Source organism: Rubrivirga sp. S365 (assembly GCF_032248475.1).
Taxonomy (GTDB): Bacteria; Bacteroidota; Rhodothermia; order Rhodothermales; family Rubricoccaceae; genus Rubrivirga; species Rubrivirga litoralis.
Genome location: NZ_JAVTTN010000001.1, coordinates 2,665,647 through 2,683,536, shown reverse-complemented (window position 1 = coordinate 2,683,536; position 17,890 = coordinate 2,665,647). Strand labels below are relative to the sequence as shown.

Genomic DNA, 17,890 nt, shown 5'->3' with positions numbered 1-17,890 from the left:
ATTTGTCACTCGTCCTCCTTGGTCTCGAGTAGCACCACGCTCGGTGAAACCGGAGGGCGAGTGACAAGTGACCAAGAACCAATGACCAAGTCCTTACACCTGCATCCGCATGAGCTCCTGGTAGGTCTCGAGCGACTTGTTGCGGACCTCGGTCATGAGCTGGAAGTGGAGCCGGGCCTCGTTCATGGCGATCGTGACCTCGTGGAGGTTTTCCTGCTCGCCGGCGACGAACGCCTCGATCTGGCCGTCGGCCGTCTTCTGCGAGGCGTCGACCTGGCCGATGGCGTCGCGGAGCGTGTCGGCAAAGCCGCCGCCGGCGCCGGGCGCCGTCCACGACGGGCGCGGGCCGTCGCCGGGGGTGAGCCCTTGGAGCCGCTGGAGTTGGATGGGGGAGACGGTCATGGCTTAGCCGCGGAGGTCGATGTGGCCGCCCAGAGCCTGCGCCGGCTGGGACGAGGCGCGCGGGCCGTAGAGCCGGAGCGCGAGGTCGGGGGCGGCGGGAAACTGCTGGCCGAGGGCCTCGCGCTCGGCGTCCGAGAGCGGGGCGGCGTCCGAGGGCGGGGCGGCCGCCGGGCGAGCGCTGGTCGCCAGGGCGGGGCGGGGCGCCACGGCGGCGGCCTCGGGACGGACGGCGCCGGGGCGCGCGGGCGGGGTGGCGAGGGGGCGGATCGTCATGGGGTGGTGGGGGCTAGAGTTCGAGGGTCCGCTTGAGCATCTCCTTGGCCGCGGTCAGCGTGGAGAGGTTGGCTTCGTAGACGCGGTTTGCCGAAATCATGCCAGCCATCTCGGTCACGACGTTGACGTCGGGGTAGTGGACGTAGCCGTCGGCGTCGGCGTCGGGGTGGGAAGGGTCGTACTCGAGCCGCTCCCAGTCCTGCTCCTCGACCTCGGTCTGGGGGCCGGCGTCGAGCGAGTCCGAGAACCGGCGGGCCGTGAGCCCGGACAGGTGGCGGGCGTCGGAGCGCGTGAGCGGCTGGTCGCTCTGGAGGAGCGCCCGGAACGGGAGCCCGGCCGGCCCGCCCCGCGCCCGGTGGACGGCCCGGCGCACGCGGTACGGCGTGCCGTCGGCCGTGCGGCTCGTGGTCGCGTTGGCGATGTTCTCGGTCGCCACGCCCATCGCGACGCGCTGGGCTTCGAGGCCGCGGGCGCTCGCGCGGAAGACGGAGAAAAAGCGGGGGCCGATGGGCATGGGTTACTCGGGGCGTCCGGTGACCGACGTGCGCATCAGCGAGAAGTGCTCGCTGAGCGCGCGCGTCGCCAGCTGCGTCCGCATCTGGGTGTCGGCCAGCTCCATCATCTCGTCCTCCAGGAGCGGCGGGCGGTCCTCGGTCTGGGCGCGGACGCGGAGTGCGGAGGCGTCCTGGACGCCGCCCGGCCCGCGGCGGGCGCGCTGGAGGGCGTCCTCGAACGAGACCGAGACGCGCTGGAAGCCCGGCGTGTCCAGGTTCGACACGTTCGTCGCCAGCGCCCGGGTGCGGAGCGCGTAGGCGTTCATGGCCTGGCGGAGGATCTGAAACTTGGGCGTGTCCACAGGAGCAGCGGTGGGGGGGACGGCTCGGGGGGACAAGGGCCGTGCCAGCCTCGCGCCACCCCGCCCGTGCCGCCCGCCCGCCCCGCCCCGGGCGGGGTGGTCCGGGAGCGAAATCAGGCTACACCGGGCGCCTGCCGCCGCTCCGTTTTAGGCCGCCGCCCGCCCCGCCGATGCCTAACGGCGCCCGCGCCCCTCGATGTGAGCCTGTCCGCCCCGCCTGCCGCCGCTCGTCCCGGACCGCCCGGAAAAACGTGCCGCCGCCGGCTCGGAAAAACCCGCCCCGCCCCGTGCCCACCCCGCCCCCGACGCTCGCCCACCTGGGACCGCCCGAGGGCGCCCTCGCCCCGCTCGCGACCGTCCTCGCGCACCGGCTGCGGAGCTTGGTCGCGGCCATTCAGGGGAACGCCGAGCTGCTGGCCGACGCTGTCGACGGCGAGGACCGCGACCTCGCCCTTCACATCCTGGAGGGGACCGCCGCCGTCGAGCGCGTCCTCGCCGACCTCCTGTGCTACGGGCACCGGCCCGTGTCCACGCCGTTCCCCGTGCCCGTGGCCGCGATGGTCGCCGGGCTGCCCGAGGCGCTCGGGCTGCCGGCGCCGGTCCGCCTCGCGCTCGACCTCCCGCCCGACTACCGGCACGCCGCCGACCCCGTGCTTCTGCGCCAGGTCCTGGTTATCCTGCTCCAGAACGCGTCCGAGGCCGCCCCGCCCGGGGCCGCCGTCGACCTCCGGGTGGCGTCGCCCGGCGGGGCGCTTACCGTAGAGGTCGGCAACGACGGCGTCGTGGGCGACCCGGATCAGATGTTCGAGCCGTTCCACACGACCAAGACCGACCGCCTCGGGCTCGGTCTCGCCATTGCGCGACGGGCCGCCGAAGTCCAGCGGGGGACCCTGACGGCCACGTCCGAGCGGGGCCGGGTGACGGTCCGGCTCCGGCTCCCCCCCGCGTCCTGCCCCGCCCCGCCCCATGCCTAGCTCCCCCGTGTCCGACCGCCCCCAGGTCCTCGTCGTCGACGACGAACGGCTGCTCCACAACGTGATGTCCCGGTTCCTGGGCCGCCACGGGATCGACGTCACGAGCTGCACGAGCGGGCCGGAGGCCCTCGACGTGCTCGCCGAGCAGCCGATCGACCTCGTGCTCTCCGACTTCCAGATGCCGGAGATGGACGGGCTCGAGCTGCTGGCGCAGATCCGCGAGCGCTACCCGGCCCTCCCGGTCATCATCATCACGGGCTACGCCAACGTCCAGCACGCCGTCCGCGCCATGAGCTCGGGGGCCGTCGACTACCTCCCCAAGCCGTTCTCGACCGACGTGCTCCTGGAGCGCGTCCGCCGCCACCTGGCCGCCCCGCCCGCGCCGCCCGCGACCAACGGGAAGGCGAGCAAGGCCGGCGGGCGGGGCGGGGCGGGGCGGAGCCGGGCCGGGCGGGGTGGGGCCGCGTCGGCGCCGGCGTTCGTGGGCGAGCACCCGACCGTCGTCGAGCTCAAGGCGTTCCTGCCGCGGCTCGCCGGCAGCCAGGCGCCCGTCTTCGTCCACGGCGAGAGCGGGACGGGCAAGGAGGTCGTCGCCCGGCTGGTCCACGAGCAGAGCCCACGCGCGGGCGGCCCGTTCGTCGCGCTCAACTGCGCGAACCTCCCGTCGGAGCTGGTCGAGAGCCACCTGTTCGGACACAAAAAGGGCGCCTTCACCGGGGCCGTCGACGACATGACGGGCGCGTTCGGGCGGGCCGACGGCGGGACGCTCCTGCTCGACGAGGTGACCGAGGTCGCGCTCCCGGTCCAGGCCAAGCTGCTCCGCGTGCTCCAGGAGGGCGAGTTCCAGCGCGTCGGAGCCGAAAAGACCACGCGCGTCGACGTCCGCGTGGTGGCGACGAGCAACCGGGACCTGGGGCAGGCCGTGGCCGAGGGGCTCTTCCGCGAGGACCTCTACCACCGGCTCGCCGTGTTCCCGCTCCACGTCCCCCCGCTCCGCGAGCGCCGGAGCGACGTGGCGCTCCTGGCCGACCACTTTGCGACCCAGTACGCGACCCAGTACGGGCTCCCCGAGAAGACGCTCGCGCCGGCGCTCCTCCGCGAGTTCGAGGCCTACCACTGGCCCGGCAACGTCCGCGAGCTGGGCAACATGCTCCACCGCGGCGTGGTGCTCGCGGCCGAGCGGACGACGATCGAGCGCGAGGACGTGCTCAACCCGTTCTTTTCCGACGGCCCCTCGCTCTCCGCGCCCGGCTGGCTCGACGGCGACGACGCGCCGCAGACGCTGGCCGACATGGAGCGCGTCATGATCCTCCGCGCGCTCGGCGAGCACGACCAGAACCAGGAGCGGGCGGCCGAGCAGCTCGGGATCAGCGCCCGGACGATCCGCAACAAGCTCAAGCGCTACCGCGAGGAGGGCCTGCTCCCCGAGTCCTCGCTGGGCTGACCGCCCCGCCCGCTCGCTCCGAAATGGTCGTCTGGGCGGGGCGGAGGGGTTGGGCGGGGCCGCCCGCCGCCGGCCGGGTAGATCGGGACCGTGGGCGGTAGAAACCTCTCAGGCAGACTCCTCCCGGAGAGACGAGCCGGCGGGCGGGGTGGAGAGCGTGCCCGCCCCGCCCTACGGGAGGGGCTCGCCGCGGAGGTCGCCGGCGAGGCGGGCCGCCGTGGCGTCGACGACCTCGGGCCGGTCGTAGTGGCCGTCGGCCACGCGCTGCTGGAGCTCGGCGAGGCGCTCGTCGCTCAGGCCCGGGCGGGCGTGGAGCGCGCGGCGCGCGGCGTCGACCTCGGCCTGGTGCGCCGAGGCCTCGGCCTGCTGGGCGCGGGCGGCGTCGGACAGCTCGACGCGGTCGGCGGAGCCGCCCTGGGCCGACGACGGCCCGACGGGCGGGGCGGGGCGGACCCGCTCGGCCTTGTCCGCGGGGCCGGCGGCGGACGCCGCGGCGGGGCGGGAGCCGGGAAAGAGGCGGTGGAGGTTCATGGGGGGGCGGGGTGGGGGCACCCTCCGTTATCGAGGGGCGCGGGCCGGCGCTAAGGGCGGCGCCGGGAAAAACTAGCCCCGCGCCCGGAGCCGGGCGGCGGGCGGGGCGGCGCTGGCGTACCGGCCCGCCGCGCGCTGCGTGCGGCCGGACTGGCGGAGGGCCTCGGCGATCTGGTCGTGGGCGCGGCCGAGCCGGTCGGCGAGCGCCCGGTCCTGCTCCGCGAACCGGGCCGCGAGCGCGGCGTCGGGGGCCGCGCCCGAGCGCGCCAGGCGGTCGACCGCCCCGCCCCGCTCGCGGGCGGCAACGAGGACGGCGTCGAGGTCGTCGGCGTCGAGGGCGGCGAGGAGCCGCGCGCCGGCTTGGAAGGCGGCCTCGGCGGGCGGGGTGGTCGTCATTGTGGGAGTCATCGTAGAGGTGTGGGTTGAGCACGCTGTCGAGCGGCTTCTGCCGGGCGGGGCGGGAGGAGTCCCCCTCCTGGCCAGGAGGGGACACCGCGCAGCGTCGGCGCAGCCAGGGTGGTTGTCGAATCGAGCGCCCGGCTCCGACTCCGCGTACAAGATCCCCGCCGCCCCCGCGGGGAGGACGGTCGGGGACGTTCATCACGCACTTACATCAGGTCTCACCGTGGATGCGCCACCTGAACCTCCCCGCCCCTGGCTGTACTGACGCTGCGCGGTGTCTTTCTCCCAGCGGGAAAGGGACACCGCAGAGCCCGCTCGGGCGGGGTGGAGCATGGCGCGCGAACTCAACGATCTGGTAGTAGGCGTCGGACACGCCGCACGGGACACGCAGCAGACGAGGGCGGACCCGTCGAGAACCCAACACCGCTAATAGCCGCCCCCGTAGAAGAAGCTGGAGAGCGACTGCTGCTGGCCCTGGAGGAGCGAGAGCGTCTCCTGGAGCTTCGCGTACTGCTGGCGGAGCTGGTCCTCACGTTGGGAGAGCCGGTCGTCCCAGGACGAGATGCGGGCGTCGAGGCGCTTGGTCCGCGCGTCGACCACCCGCTCGCGGGCGTCGACGATGCCGCCCGTGCCGAGGAACGCGTCGAGCCGGTCGCGGAGCCGCGTGCCCAGCCCGCCGTCCTCGGCGGCGAACAGGCGCTGGACGGACGAGGGGTCGCGCTCGACGGCGGCCTGGAGCGCCTGCGTGTCGACGAGCTTGAGCGTCCCGTCGTCCTGGACTTCAATGCCCAGGTCCGAGAGCCGGCCGAGCCCGGGCGGCTGGCCGGCCACGTCGCCGGCGAGGTCGTTCCGCATCCCGAAGCGGAGGCCGCGGACGGCCGAGTCGCCGGCAAAGTCGCCGCGCGTCCCCTTCTCGGGGTTGATGTCCGTCTTGCGAGCGATGAAGGTGAGGGCCGCGTTGTACTTCTCGATAAAGGCCTCGACCTCCTGCTTCGAGGCGTCGCCGTCGGCGCCGACGCGGAAGGCGGTCTCGTCGCCCACGCGGTCGAGCGAGAGCGTGACGCCGCCGAGGGCGTCGTCGACCGTGTTCGCGCTCCGGTAGAGCGTGAGGCCGTCGAGGTCGAACTGCGCGTTGAGCGCCGAGTCCGCGTCGCCCGTTCCGACGGCCGTGACGGCGCCGCCGCCGGTCCCGCTCGCGACCGCCCCGCCCCCGACGTCGAGGAGGGCGAGGAGCCCGTTGTCCGAGTCGGCAAAGCCCAGCCGGTTGGCGAACCCGGTCTCGCCGCTGCGCAGCGAGAGGCGGGCCGTCTCCGAGGTCTCGTTCACGACCGAGGCGCCGGCGCCGTGGCCCCGCTTCTCGAGCGTGCCGTCGGCGACGGCGGCGTCCGTGGCGCCGGCAATCGCCTTCTGGACCTCGGCCAAGACCTCGGCGTCCGTCGCGCCCGTGGGGTCGACGGTCACGGGCAGCGCCACGCGGCGGCCGGCGTCGTCGGCCGTCGGGCTGGCGACCGTGAGCTCGAAGGTCTGCGGGCCGTTAGCGTCGAAAAAGTCCCGGAGCACGGTGCCCCCGGCGTCGAACTGGCGCGAGACGCGGCGGTCGGCCGTGGCCAGCCGGCGGACGGCGATCGTGTGGGATCCCGGCGCGGCCTCGTCCGAGACCTCGACGCCGAACCCGGCGTCGTCGGGCACGCTTGACGATCGGGCGGCAAAGGGGTTCGCGAGCGTGTCGGTCAGCCCCTTGAGGGCCGAGTCGAGGGCCGAGAGCGAGCGGTCGAAGTCGCTCAGGACGCCCTTGAACACCGACTGGTTGCTCCGCTCGACCTTGAGGGCGAGCTGAGGCTGCCGCTCGATGGACACCATCTGCGCGATGAGGGTCTCGTACGGATCGCCGCTGTTGTACGCGCGGATCGGCATGGCGGTGGGGGCGGGGTGGAGCGGGTAGAGCGGAGAGAGCAGGTAGAGCGGAGAGGGCGGGGTGCCCGTCCCGCCCCCCGCCTCCGCTCTAGGCGGCGGCGCGCGGGGCGAGCACGCCCTCGGCCCACGCCTCGCGGAGCCCGCCGAGCAGGTCGCCGACGGCGGCGAGGTCGCCGTCGATGCTCTCGCGCAGGCAGAACTCGTAGAGCGCGTGGAGTTGGTCGGCCACCTCGCCGCCGGCCTCGAAGTCGAGCGAGCCCACGAGCTCGACGAGCACGGCGCGCACCTTCGAACGGTCGTCGCGGTAGCACGCGGAGACGCCGAGGTCGTAGAGCTTGGAGACGAGTTGGTCGGGCGTCGCCGTGACGACGGACTGGCGCTCGTACTGGCGCATGCGGAGGGACGGGTGCATGGGGCTCTGCGGTGGGGACAGGGGCGGGGTGGGGCCTCTCGGTGGGCCGCCACGCTCTTGTTATCGGGCCGCCCGCAGTCGCTTAAGCGGCCGGGCCAAAAAAATCAGGACGGCAGGGTGAGATGGTGTGGTCTCGGCGCGCTTCCGCCCCCGTCGGGCTCGCGCTCCACGGTCGGCTGACGGACGTCGCGGCGGGTCTCGGCGCGCAGAGTCCGCGCAGCCGCACCCAGACCGTCGATCTAGAGGTCGGGGAGGAGCCTCGCGGTCAGCCACAGCACGAGCCCGCCCCGCGCCGTCCACGCCAGCGTCCGCACCCAGTTGGTGGCCACGAGTCGAGCGTGAGCCGCCGGGTCGAACGCGCCGCCGAGCGCGGCGTGCAGCGGCACCTGCACGAACGCCGTCGACGCCCAGATCACGCCGACGAGCGCCGCGCCGGCGACGACGGCCCACGCCGGCAGCGCCGCCGGCCGCGCGACGACGAGCCAGACCGCCGTCGCCAGCTCGATGAGCATAGCTGGCCCCACGACGCGTGTGATCCGCGCCTGGTGCTCCGCCTCGTACGCCGCCCACCCCGCCCCGCCCACGCCCGCGAACAACGGGTAGTGGACGACTTGGACCGTCCAGATCACGCCGACCATCACGAGCGTCGAGAGGACGTTGAGGAGGAAAACGAGCTTCAAAGGAGAAGAGGGAGAAGGGAGAAGGGAGAAGGGAGAAGGGAGAAGGGGGCGGGGTGGCGCCCGATTTGTTCCACCCCGCTCAGGCGGCCGAGGAGGGCGGGGCGGTCGATCTTGCTCTACCTGCTCTACCCGTTCCGCCCCGCCCCCACGTCCTGCGCGACCGCCTCCGCCGCGTGGCGGCCGGCGACGAGCGCTCCATTGATCGAGCCGTTCCGGCGCCAGTCGCCCGTCACGTAGAGGCCGTCGGAGACGCGGGCGGGGCGCTCGGGCGGGGCGAGCGAGCGCAGCCGCGGGAGCGCGTGCGGCACGGCCGTGACCGCCAGGAGCCGCCAGGCGTCGACCTCGTCGCCGAACCAGCCGCGGAGCTGGGCGCGGGCGGCCGCGTCGGGGGCGGCGCGGGCCGCCGGGGCCTCGCCCAAGATGCTGGCCGTGACGAGCGCCTGCCCGCCCGGCGCGTACGTCGGCGCGACGGCGCTCATGACCTGGACGTTGTTGACCGGCCCGGCGCCCTCGCCGTCCAGCATCAGCACGGCCTCGTCGCGGGGCGGGGCGGGGGCCGCCCACGCGAGCTGGAGCGTCCCCTTCCAGCCAGGCTCGCTGAGGCCGGGCACGAGCGCGGCCGCCGCCGAGGCGTCCGTCGCCACGACGACGGCGCGGCACGCGAGCGCCTCCCCGCCCTCGGTCTCCACGGCCCCCTCGCGGACGGCGGCGACGGGCGTGTCCAGGCGGACCGTGCCGGCGGGGAGCCCAGCCGCCAGCTGCTCCGGGATCGCCTGCATGCCGGCGGCCGGGACGGCCGCAGCGCCCGTCGAGAACATGCGGAAGTAGAACTCGAACGACCGGCTGGACTCGGCGAGCGAGCCGTCGAGGAAGACGCCGCCCAGGAACGGGCGGAAAAAGCGGTCGACCATGCGCTCCGAGAACCCATAGCGGTCGCGGAGCGCGCGCTCGGTCGTCACCTCCGGCCGCCGCCACAGACTGTCCACCCCGCCCCGCGTGACGGACTGCCGGAGGCGGAGCACGCGGAGCTTGTCGGCGACCGAACCGACGTCGGCCAGCAGCGTGGGGGCGGCCTGGAGCGGGCGCCGCAGCGGGTCGCCCACGCGCTCGAAGGCGCCGCCCCGCCACACGAGCGCGCCGGGCTCGAACGGGCGCAGGTCGAGCGCGTCGTGGTCCAGCACGCGCTGCGCCTCGGGGTAGGCCGTCAGGTGGACCTGGAAGCCGCGGTCGATCTGGAACCCGTCAACATGGTCCGTCCGCACGCGCCCACCGACGGCGTCGGCGGCGTCCAGGACCACGCACTCGACGCCCTGCCGGACCAACTCCCGGGCGCACGCGAGGCCGGCGAGCCCGGCCCCGACGATCACGACGTCGGTCATCGCGTCGTCGTCTCGTAGAACACCGGCTCGTCCTCGCCCGGCGGGTGGACGCGGAGCGTGAGCGGCGTCGTGCTGAGCGCGGCCGGATCGGGCACGAACGCGCCCGCGGCCAGCATGGGCTCGACGAGCGCCGTCTCGACGCAGAGCGTCCCGAACGCGCGCTCGACCCGGTACTGCCCGGCGACGTCGTACGGGATCGCCGCCCCGCCCTGGTCCGGGTTCTCGCGGCGAACGACCTCGTACTCGCCGCGGTACCGCCCCGCCCCGTCGGGCACGACGGTCAGCGTGATCACGTGGTCCTCGGGGACGTACGGGTCCTGGGGGAGCGGGACGTAGACGAGCCGGAGGGTCTCGCCGAGCTGCTCCAGGTCGAGGGCCGAGAGCGGCGTCGTGCGGAGCCCGGTCCGCTCCGCGGAGCGGCTGCCCAAGAGGTCGAAGGCGGTCGCCGGAAACACGCCGTCCGCTTCGTGGAGGAGCGCGGCGGTGGCCGTCATCCGCGTCAGGTGGTCGAAGTCGTCGCGGAGCAGCGCGGCAGTCTCGGCGAGGGCGGGGTCGCCGTCGGACGTCTGCGCGTGCGCGAGCGGGGCGGCCAAAAGGGCGGCCAGCAGGAGGAGGCGGGTCATGGCGGGGTGGGACGAGGTACGCGGTACAGGGTACGAGGTACGGGGGCGGCGACGTGGGCTCCGGGTCGTGCCCGGTACCGCGTGCTCCGTACCCGCATCTAGGCCAATTCGGGCGGGGCGGCGGGCTCCTCCGGCGGCGGCGCGTGGCCGAGCTCGTGGCCGAGGGCGCTGGCGAGCGCCGGGTACGCGAACCGGAAGCCCGACGCGAGCAGGCGCTCGGGGAGCATACGGGCGCTCTTGAGCGCGAGTTCTTCGGCGGCCTCCCCGCCCAGCGCGCGGACGAGCCGGCTGGGCGCGCGGAGCACGACGGGGCGGCGGACGGTCGCCCCGAGCGTCTTCATAAACGCCCGCGCCTGCGCCGGCTCCGGCGCCGACAGGTTGACCGCCCCGGCGGTTTCTCCCGGAGCGTCGGGGCGGAGGAGCCAGGCGAGGGCGTAGACCACGTCGTCCAGAGCAATCCAGGGCCAGTAGGCCGTCCCGTCGCCGGGCCACCCGCCCAGGCCGGCGAGCGTGGCGGGGAGGAGCGGGCCGAGCAGCCCACCGGCCGGCGACAGCACGAGCCCGACGCGGGCGTGCGTCACGCGGATGCCGGCGGCCTCGGCCTCGGCGGTCGACGCCTCCCACGCGCGGCACACGTCGGCCAAAAACCCGTCGCCCAGGTCGGAGGCTTCGGTGAGCGGCTCGGCGCCGCGGTCGCCGTAAATCCCGCTCGCGCTCGCGGAGACGAGCACGCGGGGCGGGGTGGGGAGCGCGGCGAGCGCGCGGCTCAGGAGCTGCGTGCCCTTCGTTCGGCTCTCCCAGACGGCCCGCTTTTTCTCGGTCGTGTAGGCGAGCCCGAAGACCGGCTCGCCGGCCAGGTGCACGACGGCGTCCGGCGCTGCCTCGGCGAGCGCGGCCTGGTCGATCTCGCCGTCCGCGACGTTCCAGTAAACCGCCTTCTGCTGCGGCCCCCAGTCGCGCGCGGCCTCGGCGCGGTCGCGCACGAGGCGGACGACCTTGTGGCCGCCGCCGGTGAGGAAGGCGGCGAGGGCGGACCCGATCAGCCCCGATGAACCCGTTATTGCAACCGTCATCGACTCCACCCCCCCCCCAATGGCCTGCGCGTGGCGCGTCACGTCCTCGCGCGTGACGCGGTGGCGGTAGGCGAACATCCGCTCGATCTGGCTGCGCGCCACCCACCCCGCCACGGCCGACGAGAGCGGGGCGAGCGGGAGCGTGTACGCCACGTCATCTTCGAGGAGCGAGGCGTCCGGCCCCTGCTCGATCATCCAGTGCGTGTGGCGCCACGCGGCGAACGGGCCGCTCGTCTGGATGTCGGTAAACTGGCACGCGCCGTCGCCGCGGCGGCAGGCGTCGGAGTAGGCCCGGTGCTCGGCGGTCCACCGGATCGACGCCGGCCCGTAGCCCAGGCGGATCACGGCGCGGTCGCCCGGCCGGATGCCGTCGGCGTGCTCCAGCGCGACGGGCTGCCAGGGCGGGGTGAGCCGCTCGAACGCGCCCGGCCGCTCGTGCCAGTCGAACAGGAGCGACGCGGGGGCGGGGACGCGGAGGCGGGCGACGAACTCGGGCATGAGGCGCGAACCGCGAGGTGGCCGTCGTGGGTTCCGCCCCGCCCGCGGGAGGGAGGAGGGACTGCCCAGCCCGACCACCCCGCCCACGGCAGAACCACAGCGTCAAGGGCGGGGTGGAGAAGGCGCGGGCGGGGTGGGCGGCAGCCTGCTGGGGCGGCGGTCGCTGCGCTCTGGGTACGGGCGGCGCGGGCTGTTTCTACCGCCGTCTGCATACCTTCTGGGCTTACCACCTTGATAACACGGTGATCGTGTGAGACGTTGGTTCTCCACATTCCCACTCCAGAGCCCACCATGAGCGTCCAGGAACTCGAAGCCGCCGTTGCGCAACTCGACCCCGAGGAGTTGGCGCGCTTCGCCAAGTGGTTCGAGGAGTACCAGGCTGACGAGTGGGACCGTCAGTTCGAGGCGGATGTCGCAGCGGGGCGCCTCGAAGCGCTCGGCCGCCAAGCTGACGAAGACTTCGAGGCCGGTCGAGCGACGGCTCTTTGAAGCATTTCGCCACGCCGTCTTTTTGGTCAGCCTACCGGGCGCTCTCCGACGAGGTGCGGAGCGTGGCCGACAAGAACTTCGCGCTGCTCAACGCGAACCCGCGTCACCCTTCGCTGCGGTTGAAGAAGGTCGGAGCCTTTTGGTCGGTGCGCGTCGGTCGAGGGCACCGCGCCGTTGCCCGCCACCGAGCCGAAGGGTTTGTTTGGTTCTGGATCGGCCCGCACGACCAGTACGACCGCTTGATCGGATAGCGCGGGTGCCGCGGCCGAAGAGCCCGCCACGGGTACCGGGCGGAGCCAAGGAGCCGGCGGCGATTCTGCCTGAGCAGGGCGGAGACGGCGCCTCGGGCGGGGCGGCCTACGGCGCCCGCGCCGTGATCCAGTCCGCGACCGCCTCCATCACGGCCGGCGCGTACGACGAGTCGATCCGGCCGTACTCCGCCGGGTCGCCCGTCTCGGTCGGCTGGAACAGGTGGTTGAGGCCCTCGAAGACCACGACGTCGGAGCCCGCGGGCGCGTCCGCGAGCGCGGCGCGCATGGCCGGCACGTTGTCGTCGGCGCGGACCTGTCGGTCGAGCCCGCCGAACACGGCGAGGGCGGGCACGCGGAGCGCCCGGAGCGCCGGCACCGGGTCGTATGCGATGAAGTACCGCTCCCACGGGCCGGCGAGCCCTGCCGCCAGCGGGACGGCCGGGGCGGCGTCGAGGCCCAGCGCCTCGCGGTCCGCCGGGCCGAGCCCCGCCGTCTCGTCGCGGAACGCGTCCGCCGCGCGCTCGGCGGCGTCGGCTGGACTGCCCGTCGAGACCTCGTCGAGCAGCCGGTCCAGGGCCGCGCCGTACGCCGCTCGGCCGGCGTCGGAAACGCCCGCCCCGCCCAGGCCGCGCGAGAGCTGGTACCGCAGGATGTCGCGCCCGGGCACGGCCGGACCCGCGAGAAGGACCACGAAGTCGACGGCGTCCGGGGCGTTCGCGACGAGTGGGGCGACGAGGCCGCCCTCGGAGTGCCCCACGACGCCCACGCTCGACACCTCGGGCCGCCCCGCCAGGTGCTCCGCCGCGGCCTGCGCGTCGAGCGCGAAGTCGGACGTCGTCGCCGCGCCGAAGTCGCCCGTCGAGGCGCCCACGCCCCGCTCGTCGTAGCGGAGGACGGCGATCCCGCGCCGGGCGAGGTGGTCAGCCAGGACCAAGAACAGGCGGTGCCCCATCACGTCCGCGTCCCGGTCCTGCGGCCCCGAGCCCGACACGAGGACGACGCCCGGGAACGGTCCCGGGCCATCCGGCACCGTGAGCGTCCCCGCCAGCGTCACGCCGTCGACCGACGCGACCGACACGTCCTCGTCGCGGTACGGGAACGGCGGCCGCGGCGTGTCGGACCGCTCGGGCGGGGCGGCCGCCCCGCCCTCGGCGCGCGTGAGCGTGAGCGGGAGGCTCGCCCCGCCCTGGCTCCACGTGCCCGCGACCGCCCTGCCCACGAGCGTGCCTTGGTACCGGCCGCCGACGAGCGGGACCGTGATCGTGAGCGTGTCGCCGCGGAACGTGGTCTCGCCCGTCGGCACGCCGAGGGCGCCCTGGGCTGGCACGTCGAACGTGGACGAGAGGCCGCCGTCCGCTTCGGCGACGTGGAACGTGACCGTCAACCCGGCGCCTTCGATCTCGCCCGTCCAGTCCCCGACGACGGGCGACTGGGCGGCGGCGGACGCGGCGACGAGGGCGGCGAGCGGGAGCAGCAAGCGGAGCATCGGGGCGGGGCGGGTGAAAAACGTCTCCCGAGCGAGGCCACCCCGCCCGAGGCGCCAAAGCTAGCCGGACCTCCGGGCGGGGCGGCCAAACAGCCACGCCAGCAGCCCGAACGGCCACGAGACCAGGCCGACCCCCAGCGCCACGAGCGGCCCACTTCTGCCCCGCCGCTCGGCGTCGCGGTAGGCCCACGGAACGCTCGCGAGGTAGGCCGCCCCCGTGGACAAGATCAGAAGTCGCTTGAAGGCGTCGGCGCTCATGGCGTGCAGGGGCAGCGGGACCCGCCCCTACGCCGCCCCGCCCCGCCGGGTTACGCCGCCCCGCCCGCGGCGTACCGCTCGCGGAGGATCTGGACGTGGTGCCGCTCGTGTCCCGCGATCACGTAGGCGGCCCCGCGCGCGCTCATTGGTCCGCCCGACACCGTGCCCACGGCGTCGAGGGCGGGGTGGGGGATGGACCCGAGCAGGTCGACGGTCGTCGCGCGGAGGCGTTCGAGCTCGCCGGCGAGGTCGGCCAGCGACCGGCGTTCGGGGCCGAGCGCCGCGACGTACGCGTCCTGGTCGTAGCCCGGCAGCGGCGCCGGGTCGCCCCGCCCGAGGTGGAGCGCACGGGCGCCGAAGATCCGCTCGGTGTCGATCACGTGCGCGACCACCTGGGCGGCGGTCCACTTGCCCCGCGCGTAGGCCCAGCCGGCGAGGGCGGGGCGGAGCGACCGGAGCCACGCGGCCGTCTCGGCGCCCTGCGCCGCCAGCGTCTCCAGCAGGTCCCCGTTGGGGACGAGCGCGACGTAGCGCCGGTAGAACGGGGCGAGCTCGGCGTCCGCGGGCCGCCCCGCCCAGGCGGCCCCGCCCGCCCCGCTCACGAGGTGGCGGGGCGGACGCGGTGGAGCCAGTCGGCCGTCGACGGCTCCTCGACGAGCGCCGTCAGGCCGCCCCGCCGGTACGTTTCGAGGAGGCCCCGGATCTCGGCCCGCGTCTCGTCGAGCATGTTGTGGACGAGCTCGGCCGAGTAGCCGCGCTCGCCGAGCTCGATCGTCATCTCCATGGTCACGAGCCGGCTGATGGCCCGGCCCAGCTCGACGAGCTTCCGCTGCGGCATCGCCCAGTCGACGTCGAACGACAGCGCGTCGCCCAGCGTCTCAGCGGCCCGCGCCGTCAGCGGCTCGGTGCGGAGGTAGGCGCCCAGGTTGGCCTGCTTGAGCCGGCGCATCGCCTTCACGACCGACTCTGTGACCTGCTGGTAGAGGATGTCGTTGGAGCCCTCGAAGATCTGGTACGGCCGCGAGTCCACGATCGACCGCCCCGCCAGGTGGTCCTCGCGGTAGCCCTGGGCGCCGGCGAGCTGGAGGAACGACTGGGCCGCCTCCTGCATCCAGTCCGTCACGACCGTCTTAAAGGCGTTCGCGCGGAGGCTCTCGGAAAACAGGTTGCGCTCGACGCCGGCCACCTCGGACGTCGAGAGGCACATGGCGGCCGTCCCCGTCACGAACGACTGGAGCCGGGCCAGCCGTCCCTTGACTTGGTCGTAGTCGACGAGCGACCGGCCGCCGACGAACCGCTCGCGGCAGTGGTCGAGGGCCTCGTCGTAGAGCCGCCGGAGGTAACCCATGCCCATGCCGGGGATCTGGAGCCGGCTCCGGTGCAGGATGTCGAGCATCATCTTGATGCCGGTCGTCTGGGGCTCGAGCCGCGAGGACGCGGGGAGGTCCACGTTGACCCGGTTGAGGCCGTACGGGATCATCTTGAGCCCGACGTTCGGGTACACTTCTTCGACCTCGACGTGCTGGCGCGGGCACGTGCTGTCGGCAATGAAGAAGTCGACGTCGCGGCGGAGCTCGCCCGACGACGTCCGGCCGCGGGCCGTGAGGAGCCAGTAGTCGGCCCAGCCCGTCAGCCCGGCCCAGTGCTTGGTGCCCTCGACGTGGTAGGTCCCGCTCTCGTCCTGCGTCCACGACGTCTCCATGCGGAGCGCCTCGGACCCGTAATCCGGCTCGGTGATCATGAGCCCGCCCATCCGCCGGCCCTGGATGTAGGCCGGGAGCACGCGACGTTTGGCCTCCTCGGACCCGTACTTCGCGACGGGCTGGAGGAACAGGCCGCCGTTGATCCCGACGACGAGGGACAGCGCAAGCGAGTGGTAGCTCGTCTCCTCGAGCACCGTCATGCTGTGGGCGATCGAGCCGCCCCGCCCGCCGTACGCCTCGGGCACGTAGACCGAGAGCGGGTCGACGTCGCGGAACCGCTGGACGACGAACGGGGGCAGCCCGCGCTGGAGGTTCATGCGGCCGGCGTCGACGCGGACCTCGAACAGGTGGTCGAGCCGCTCGCGGTAGGCCGCGAGAAAGTCGGCGAACGACTCGCGGACACGGCCGAGGGCGCCGGGGGCCACGTCGGCTCCGTCTCCGGAGGAGTCCATCGGGGGCGCGAGGGGCGGCACGGGCAAGTCGCTCATAGCGGGGGTGTGGAGGAGCGGAAGATAGCGGGGGAGGAACGGGGAGCCGTAGTCCGTCGGTACCAGTCCGACAGCGGTTTCCCCGTCGGGCCGTGTAGTGGACTTCCCCAGTGGCTCCGTACTCTCTTCCTGCTCCAGACGGTCCCGCCCGTGCGAATAACTTTCAGTCAGGGTTGAAAACGTTCCGGCACGGCCTCCCATCCGGCGTCGAGGTCGCCCTCGCCGGGGGCGGGGCGGACCCCGACGCGCTCTCGGCCGCCGAGCGCGCGCGGGCCACCGCGTTCGGGAGCGCCGACCGCCGGCTCCGCTTCGCGCTCGGCCGCGAGGCCCTGCGCAGGCTCGCCGCCGGCCGCCTGGGCTGCGCCCCGCCCGACGTCCCGCTCGTCGTCGGCCCGGACGGCGCCCCGCGCCTCGACCTCTCGCGCCTCGACCTCCCGCACGACGGCGTCCCGCCCGCCCCGCCCGCGTTCGTGTCCATCGCCCACGCCGGGCGGGGCGGGGCGGCGGTCGGCGCGGCGGCCCTCGCCGACCGCCCGGTCGGCGTCGACGTCGAGGCGGTGGCCCCGCGCCACCCCGCCCTGTGGCGGCGCATGCTCCGCGACGACGAGCTGGGCGCTCTCGACGCCCTGGGCGGCCCGACCGACGAGGCGCAGACGCTCTTGTGGTCGATGAAGGAGGCCGTCCTCAAGGGGCAGCGGACGGGGCTGCGCGCCGGCGCCCGGTCGGTCCGCCTGACGCTGGACCGCCCCGCCCCGGCTGCCGCGAGCGGGGCGGCGCGGGCCTGGGCCGAGGCGTCCGGGCCGTGGCGGCTCCGTTACGGCCGCGTCGGCGGCCTGTGGCTGGTCGTGGCGTGGGCCGAGGGCGGGGCGGCGCCTCCCGCGTGACGCCGCGGGCGGGGCGGTGGCTGGCGTGGTAGACTACCGGAAGCACACGGCGTAGTCGCCGCCCTGGTAGCCGGCCAGGAACGCCTCGGCGCGCTGGCGCGACGAGCCGTGCGTGAACGACTCGGGCCGGACGACGCCGCCGGCCCGCTCCTGGAGGCGGTCGTCGCCGACGGCGGCGGCGGCCGAGATGCCCTCCTCAATGTCGGCGTCGTCGAGCTGGACCGCCCCGCCCTCGTCCTGGGCGTAGTGTGCCCAGACGCCGGCGAGGCAGTCGGCCTGGAGCTCGGTCTGGACCGACATGGCGTTCGAGCGCGACCGGCCCAGGAGCCCCTCGACGTTCTGGACGTGGTGGCCGATCTCGTGGGCGATGACGTAGGCGAGCGGGAAGTCGCCCCGCGCGCCGAGCGCCGCGAGCTGGCGGAAAAACGAGAGGTCGAGGTACACCGTCTGGTCGGACGGGCAGTAGAACGGCCCCGTCGCCGCCTGCCCGTAGCCGCACCCGGTCGGCGTGGCGCCCTCGTAGAGGACGAGGTTGGGCTCGGGGTAGACGTCGCCGGTCTGGCGATAGAGGGCGCCCCAGACGTCCTCGGTCGAGGCGAGCACGGCGTCGACGACCTGCGAGGCCTCGTCCTGCGGCGCGCTCGGCGTCGTCTCGACCGGCCCCGTCGCCGCCCCGCCCCCGCCGAGGAACTGGTCGACGGGGAGCCCGAAAAAGGCCGCGATGAGGACCACCACCAGGCCGCCCAGCCCGAGGCCGCCCAGCCCGAGGCCGACCCGCCCGCCGCGCCCGCCCCGCCCCCCGCGGCGGTCGATGAGGTTGCCGCTCGAACGGCCGGGTTTGATGAGCATGGGCGGGGCGGGGCGGGTGGA

At 74.5% G+C, this 17,890-nt stretch carries 22 protein-coding genes; 5 read left to right on the top strand and 17 right to left on the bottom strand.

Going from position 1 to position 17,890, the window contains the following annotated elements; genetic code table 11:
- Positions 1-93: 93 nt before the first annotated feature.
- The 4 genes from fliE to RQM47_RS11785 are packed head-to-tail and all read right to left on the bottom strand — an operon-like array spanning position 94 to position 1,531.
- The gene (gene fliE, locus RQM47_RS11800; RefSeq protein ID WP_311664177.1) at positions 94-402 is read right to left on the bottom strand and encodes a flagellar hook-basal body complex protein FliE; all 309 of its coding nucleotides are present in this window, start codon (positions 400-402) and stop codon (positions 94-96) included.
- 3 nt (positions 403-405) lie between these two features.
- Positions 406-675, bottom strand: a complete 270-nt coding sequence (locus tag RQM47_RS11795) for a hypothetical protein (RefSeq protein ID WP_311664175.1) — start codon at positions 673-675, stop codon at positions 406-408.
- A gap of 13 nt (positions 676-688) precedes the next feature.
- On the bottom strand, positions 689-1,189 hold the full coding sequence (gene flgC, locus RQM47_RS11790; RefSeq protein ID WP_314009110.1) for a flagellar basal body rod protein FlgC: 501 nt from the start codon (positions 1,187-1,189) through the stop codon (positions 689-691).
- A gap of 3 nt (positions 1,190-1,192) precedes the next feature.
- Entirely contained in the window at positions 1,193-1,531 is a 339-nt protein-coding gene (locus tag RQM47_RS11785; RefSeq protein ID WP_311664171.1) for a flagellar basal body rod protein FlgB, read from the bottom strand.
- Positions 1,532-1,818: 287 nt separating this feature from the next.
- Here RQM47_RS11785 and RQM47_RS11780 point away from each other — a divergent pair, with 287 nt between their 5' ends.
- Both RQM47_RS11780 and RQM47_RS11775 read left to right on the top strand, forming a co-directional pair.
- A complete protein-coding gene (locus RQM47_RS11780) occupies positions 1,819-2,505 on the top strand; it encodes a HAMP domain-containing sensor histidine kinase (protein WP_314009108.1) in 687 nt (228 codons plus the stop codon).
- On the top strand, positions 2,498-3,949 hold the full coding sequence (locus tag RQM47_RS11775) for a sigma-54 dependent transcriptional regulator (protein ID WP_314009106.1): 1,452 nt from the start codon (positions 2,498-2,500) through the stop codon (positions 3,947-3,949). Before RQM47_RS11780 ends, RQM47_RS11775 begins: the two co-directional genes overlap by 8 nt.
- A gap of 171 nt (positions 3,950-4,120) precedes the next feature.
- On the opposite strand, the gene RQM47_RS11770 is transcribed toward RQM47_RS11775, so the two are convergent.
- The 8 genes from RQM47_RS11770 to RQM47_RS11735 form a co-directional block, all read right to left on the bottom strand.
- Positions 4,121-4,480, bottom strand: coding sequence for a hypothetical protein (locus tag RQM47_RS11770; protein WP_311664165.1), 360 nt, complete (start codon positions 4,478-4,480; stop codon positions 4,121-4,123).
- A gap of 72 nt (positions 4,481-4,552) precedes the next feature.
- On the bottom strand, positions 4,553-4,888 hold the full coding sequence (locus RQM47_RS11765; RefSeq protein WP_314009105.1) for a hypothetical protein: 336 nt from the start codon (positions 4,886-4,888) through the stop codon (positions 4,553-4,555).
- 420 nt (positions 4,889-5,308) lie between these two features.
- Positions 5,309-6,796, bottom strand: a complete 1,488-nt coding sequence (fliD, locus tag RQM47_RS11760) for a flagellar filament capping protein FliD (protein WP_314009103.1) — start codon at positions 6,794-6,796, stop codon at positions 5,309-5,311.
- 88 nt (positions 6,797-6,884) lie between these two features.
- Positions 6,885-7,208: a flagellar export chaperone FliS gene (locus tag RQM47_RS11755; protein ID WP_311664159.1), complete on the bottom strand. Its 324-nt coding sequence runs from the start codon at positions 7,206-7,208 to the stop codon at positions 6,885-6,887.
- Between the two features lie 239 nt (positions 7,209-7,447).
- Positions 7,448-7,888, bottom strand: coding sequence for a hypothetical protein (locus RQM47_RS11750; RefSeq protein WP_311664158.1), 441 nt, complete (start codon positions 7,886-7,888; stop codon positions 7,448-7,450).
- A gap of 125 nt (positions 7,889-8,013) precedes the next feature.
- Positions 8,014-9,267 (bottom strand): NAD(P)/FAD-dependent oxidoreductase, encoded by a 1,254-nt coding sequence (locus tag RQM47_RS11745; RefSeq protein WP_314009101.1) that lies wholly within the window; start codon positions 9,265-9,267, stop codon positions 8,014-8,016.
- On the bottom strand, positions 9,264-9,890 hold the full coding sequence (locus RQM47_RS11740) for a hypothetical protein (RefSeq protein WP_314009099.1): 627 nt from the start codon (positions 9,888-9,890) through the stop codon (positions 9,264-9,266). Before RQM47_RS11740 ends, RQM47_RS11745 begins: the two co-directional genes overlap by 4 nt.
- A 98-nt stretch (positions 9,891-9,988) precedes the next feature.
- Positions 9,989-11,461, bottom strand: coding sequence for a TIGR01777 family oxidoreductase (locus RQM47_RS11735; protein WP_314009097.1), 1,473 nt, complete (start codon positions 11,459-11,461; stop codon positions 9,989-9,991).
- Between the two features lie 291 nt (positions 11,462-11,752).
- Here RQM47_RS11735 and RQM47_RS11730 point away from each other — a divergent pair, with 291 nt between their 5' ends.
- Both RQM47_RS11730 and RQM47_RS11725 read left to right on the top strand, forming a co-directional pair.
- The gene (locus RQM47_RS11730) at positions 11,753-11,950 is read left to right on the top strand and encodes a hypothetical protein (RefSeq protein ID WP_314009095.1); all 198 of its coding nucleotides are present in this window, start codon (positions 11,753-11,755) and stop codon (positions 11,948-11,950) included.
- The gene (locus RQM47_RS11725) at positions 11,947-12,201 is read left to right on the top strand and encodes a hypothetical protein (protein ID WP_314009093.1); all 255 of its coding nucleotides are present in this window, start codon (positions 11,947-11,949) and stop codon (positions 12,199-12,201) included. The genes RQM47_RS11730 and RQM47_RS11725 overlap by 4 nt, the downstream gene beginning before the upstream one ends.
- Positions 12,202-12,307: 106 nt before the next feature.
- Here RQM47_RS11725 and RQM47_RS11720 read toward each other — a convergent pair whose 3' ends face one another.
- From RQM47_RS11720 to RQM47_RS11705, 4 genes are read right to left on the bottom strand one after another with little or no spacing between them, the layout of a single operon-like run.
- Positions 12,308-13,687: an alpha/beta hydrolase family protein gene (locus RQM47_RS11720; RefSeq protein WP_314009091.1), complete on the bottom strand. Its 1,380-nt coding sequence runs from the start codon at positions 13,685-13,687 to the stop codon at positions 12,308-12,310.
- Positions 13,688-13,747: 60 nt separating this feature from the next.
- Complete coding sequence (locus RQM47_RS11715; protein WP_314009089.1) at positions 13,748-13,945, bottom strand: hypothetical protein; 198 nt, start codon at positions 13,943-13,945, stop codon at positions 13,748-13,750.
- Between the two features lie 50 nt (positions 13,946-13,995).
- Positions 13,996-14,547, bottom strand: coding sequence for a DinB family protein (locus RQM47_RS11710; RefSeq protein ID WP_314009087.1), 552 nt, complete (start codon positions 14,545-14,547; stop codon positions 13,996-13,998).
- Entirely contained in the window at positions 14,544-16,136 is a 1,593-nt protein-coding gene (locus RQM47_RS11705) for an acyl-CoA dehydrogenase family protein (RefSeq protein ID WP_314009085.1), read from the bottom strand. The genes RQM47_RS11710 and RQM47_RS11705 overlap by 4 nt, the downstream gene beginning before the upstream one ends.
- A 173-nt stretch (positions 16,137-16,309) precedes the next feature.
- Here RQM47_RS11705 and RQM47_RS11700 point away from each other — a divergent pair, with 173 nt between their 5' ends.
- Positions 16,310-17,020 (top strand): 4'-phosphopantetheinyl transferase family protein, encoded by a 711-nt coding sequence (locus tag RQM47_RS11700; RefSeq protein WP_314009083.1) that lies wholly within the window; start codon positions 16,310-16,312, stop codon positions 17,018-17,020.
- 33 nt (positions 17,021-17,053) lie between these two features.
- Here RQM47_RS11700 and RQM47_RS11695 read toward each other — a convergent pair whose 3' ends face one another.
- Positions 17,054-17,869 (bottom strand): neutral zinc metallopeptidase, encoded by an 816-nt coding sequence (locus RQM47_RS11695; protein ID WP_314009081.1) that lies wholly within the window; start codon positions 17,867-17,869, stop codon positions 17,054-17,056.
- Positions 17,870-17,890 lie beyond the last annotated feature (21 nt).

Coding starts and splice junctions, on each gene's coding strand:
- RQM47_RS11715 (WP_314009089.1), bottom strand. CDS start 13,945: ATGAGCGCCGACGCCTTCAAGCGACTTCTGATCTTGTCCACGGGGGCG.
- RQM47_RS11720 (WP_314009091.1), bottom strand. CDS start 13,687: ATGCTCCGCTTGCTGCTCCCGCTCGCCGCCCTCGTCGCCGCGTCCGCC.
- fliD (WP_314009103.1), bottom strand. CDS start 6,796: ATGCCGATCCGCGCGTACAACAGCGGCGATCCGTACGAGACCCTCATC.
- fliE (WP_311664177.1), bottom strand. CDS start 402: ATGACCGTCTCCCCCATCCAACTCCAGCGGCTCCAAGGGCTCACCCCC.
- RQM47_RS11740 (WP_314009099.1), bottom strand. CDS start 9,890: ATGACCCGCCTCCTCCTGCTGGCCGCCCTTTTGGCCGCCCCGCTCGCG.
- RQM47_RS11695 (WP_314009081.1), bottom strand. CDS start 17,869: ATGCTCATCAAACCCGGCCGTTCGAGCGGCAACCTCATCGACCGCCGC.
- RQM47_RS11730 (WP_314009095.1), top strand. CDS start 11,753: ATGAGCGTCCAGGAACTCGAAGCCGCCGTTGCGCAACTCGACCCCGAG.
- RQM47_RS11745 (WP_314009101.1), bottom strand. CDS start 9,267: ATGACCGACGTCGTGATCGTCGGGGCCGGGCTCGCCGGCCTCGCGTGC.
- RQM47_RS11765 (WP_314009105.1), bottom strand. CDS start 4,888: ATGACTCCCACAATGACGACCACCCCGCCCGCCGAGGCCGCCTTCCAA.
- RQM47_RS11775 (WP_314009106.1), top strand. CDS start 2,498: ATGCCTAGCTCCCCCGTGTCCGACCGCCCCCAGGTCCTCGTCGTCGAC.
- flgC (WP_314009110.1), bottom strand. CDS start 1,189: ATGCCCATCGGCCCCCGCTTTTTCTCCGTCTTCCGCGCGAGCGCCCGC.
- RQM47_RS11795 (WP_311664175.1), bottom strand. CDS start 675: ATGACGATCCGCCCCCTCGCCACCCCGCCCGCGCGCCCCGGCGCCGTC.
- RQM47_RS11705 (WP_314009085.1), bottom strand. CDS start 16,136: ATGAGCGACTTGCCCGTGCCGCCCCTCGCGCCCCCGATGGACTCCTCC.
- RQM47_RS11770 (WP_311664165.1), bottom strand. CDS start 4,480: ATGAACCTCCACCGCCTCTTTCCCGGCTCCCGCCCCGCCGCGGCGTCC.
- RQM47_RS11755 (WP_311664159.1), bottom strand. CDS start 7,208: ATGCACCCGTCCCTCCGCATGCGCCAGTACGAGCGCCAGTCCGTCGTC.
- RQM47_RS11735 (WP_314009097.1), bottom strand. CDS start 11,461: ATGCCCGAGTTCGTCGCCCGCCTCCGCGTCCCCGCCCCCGCGTCGCTC.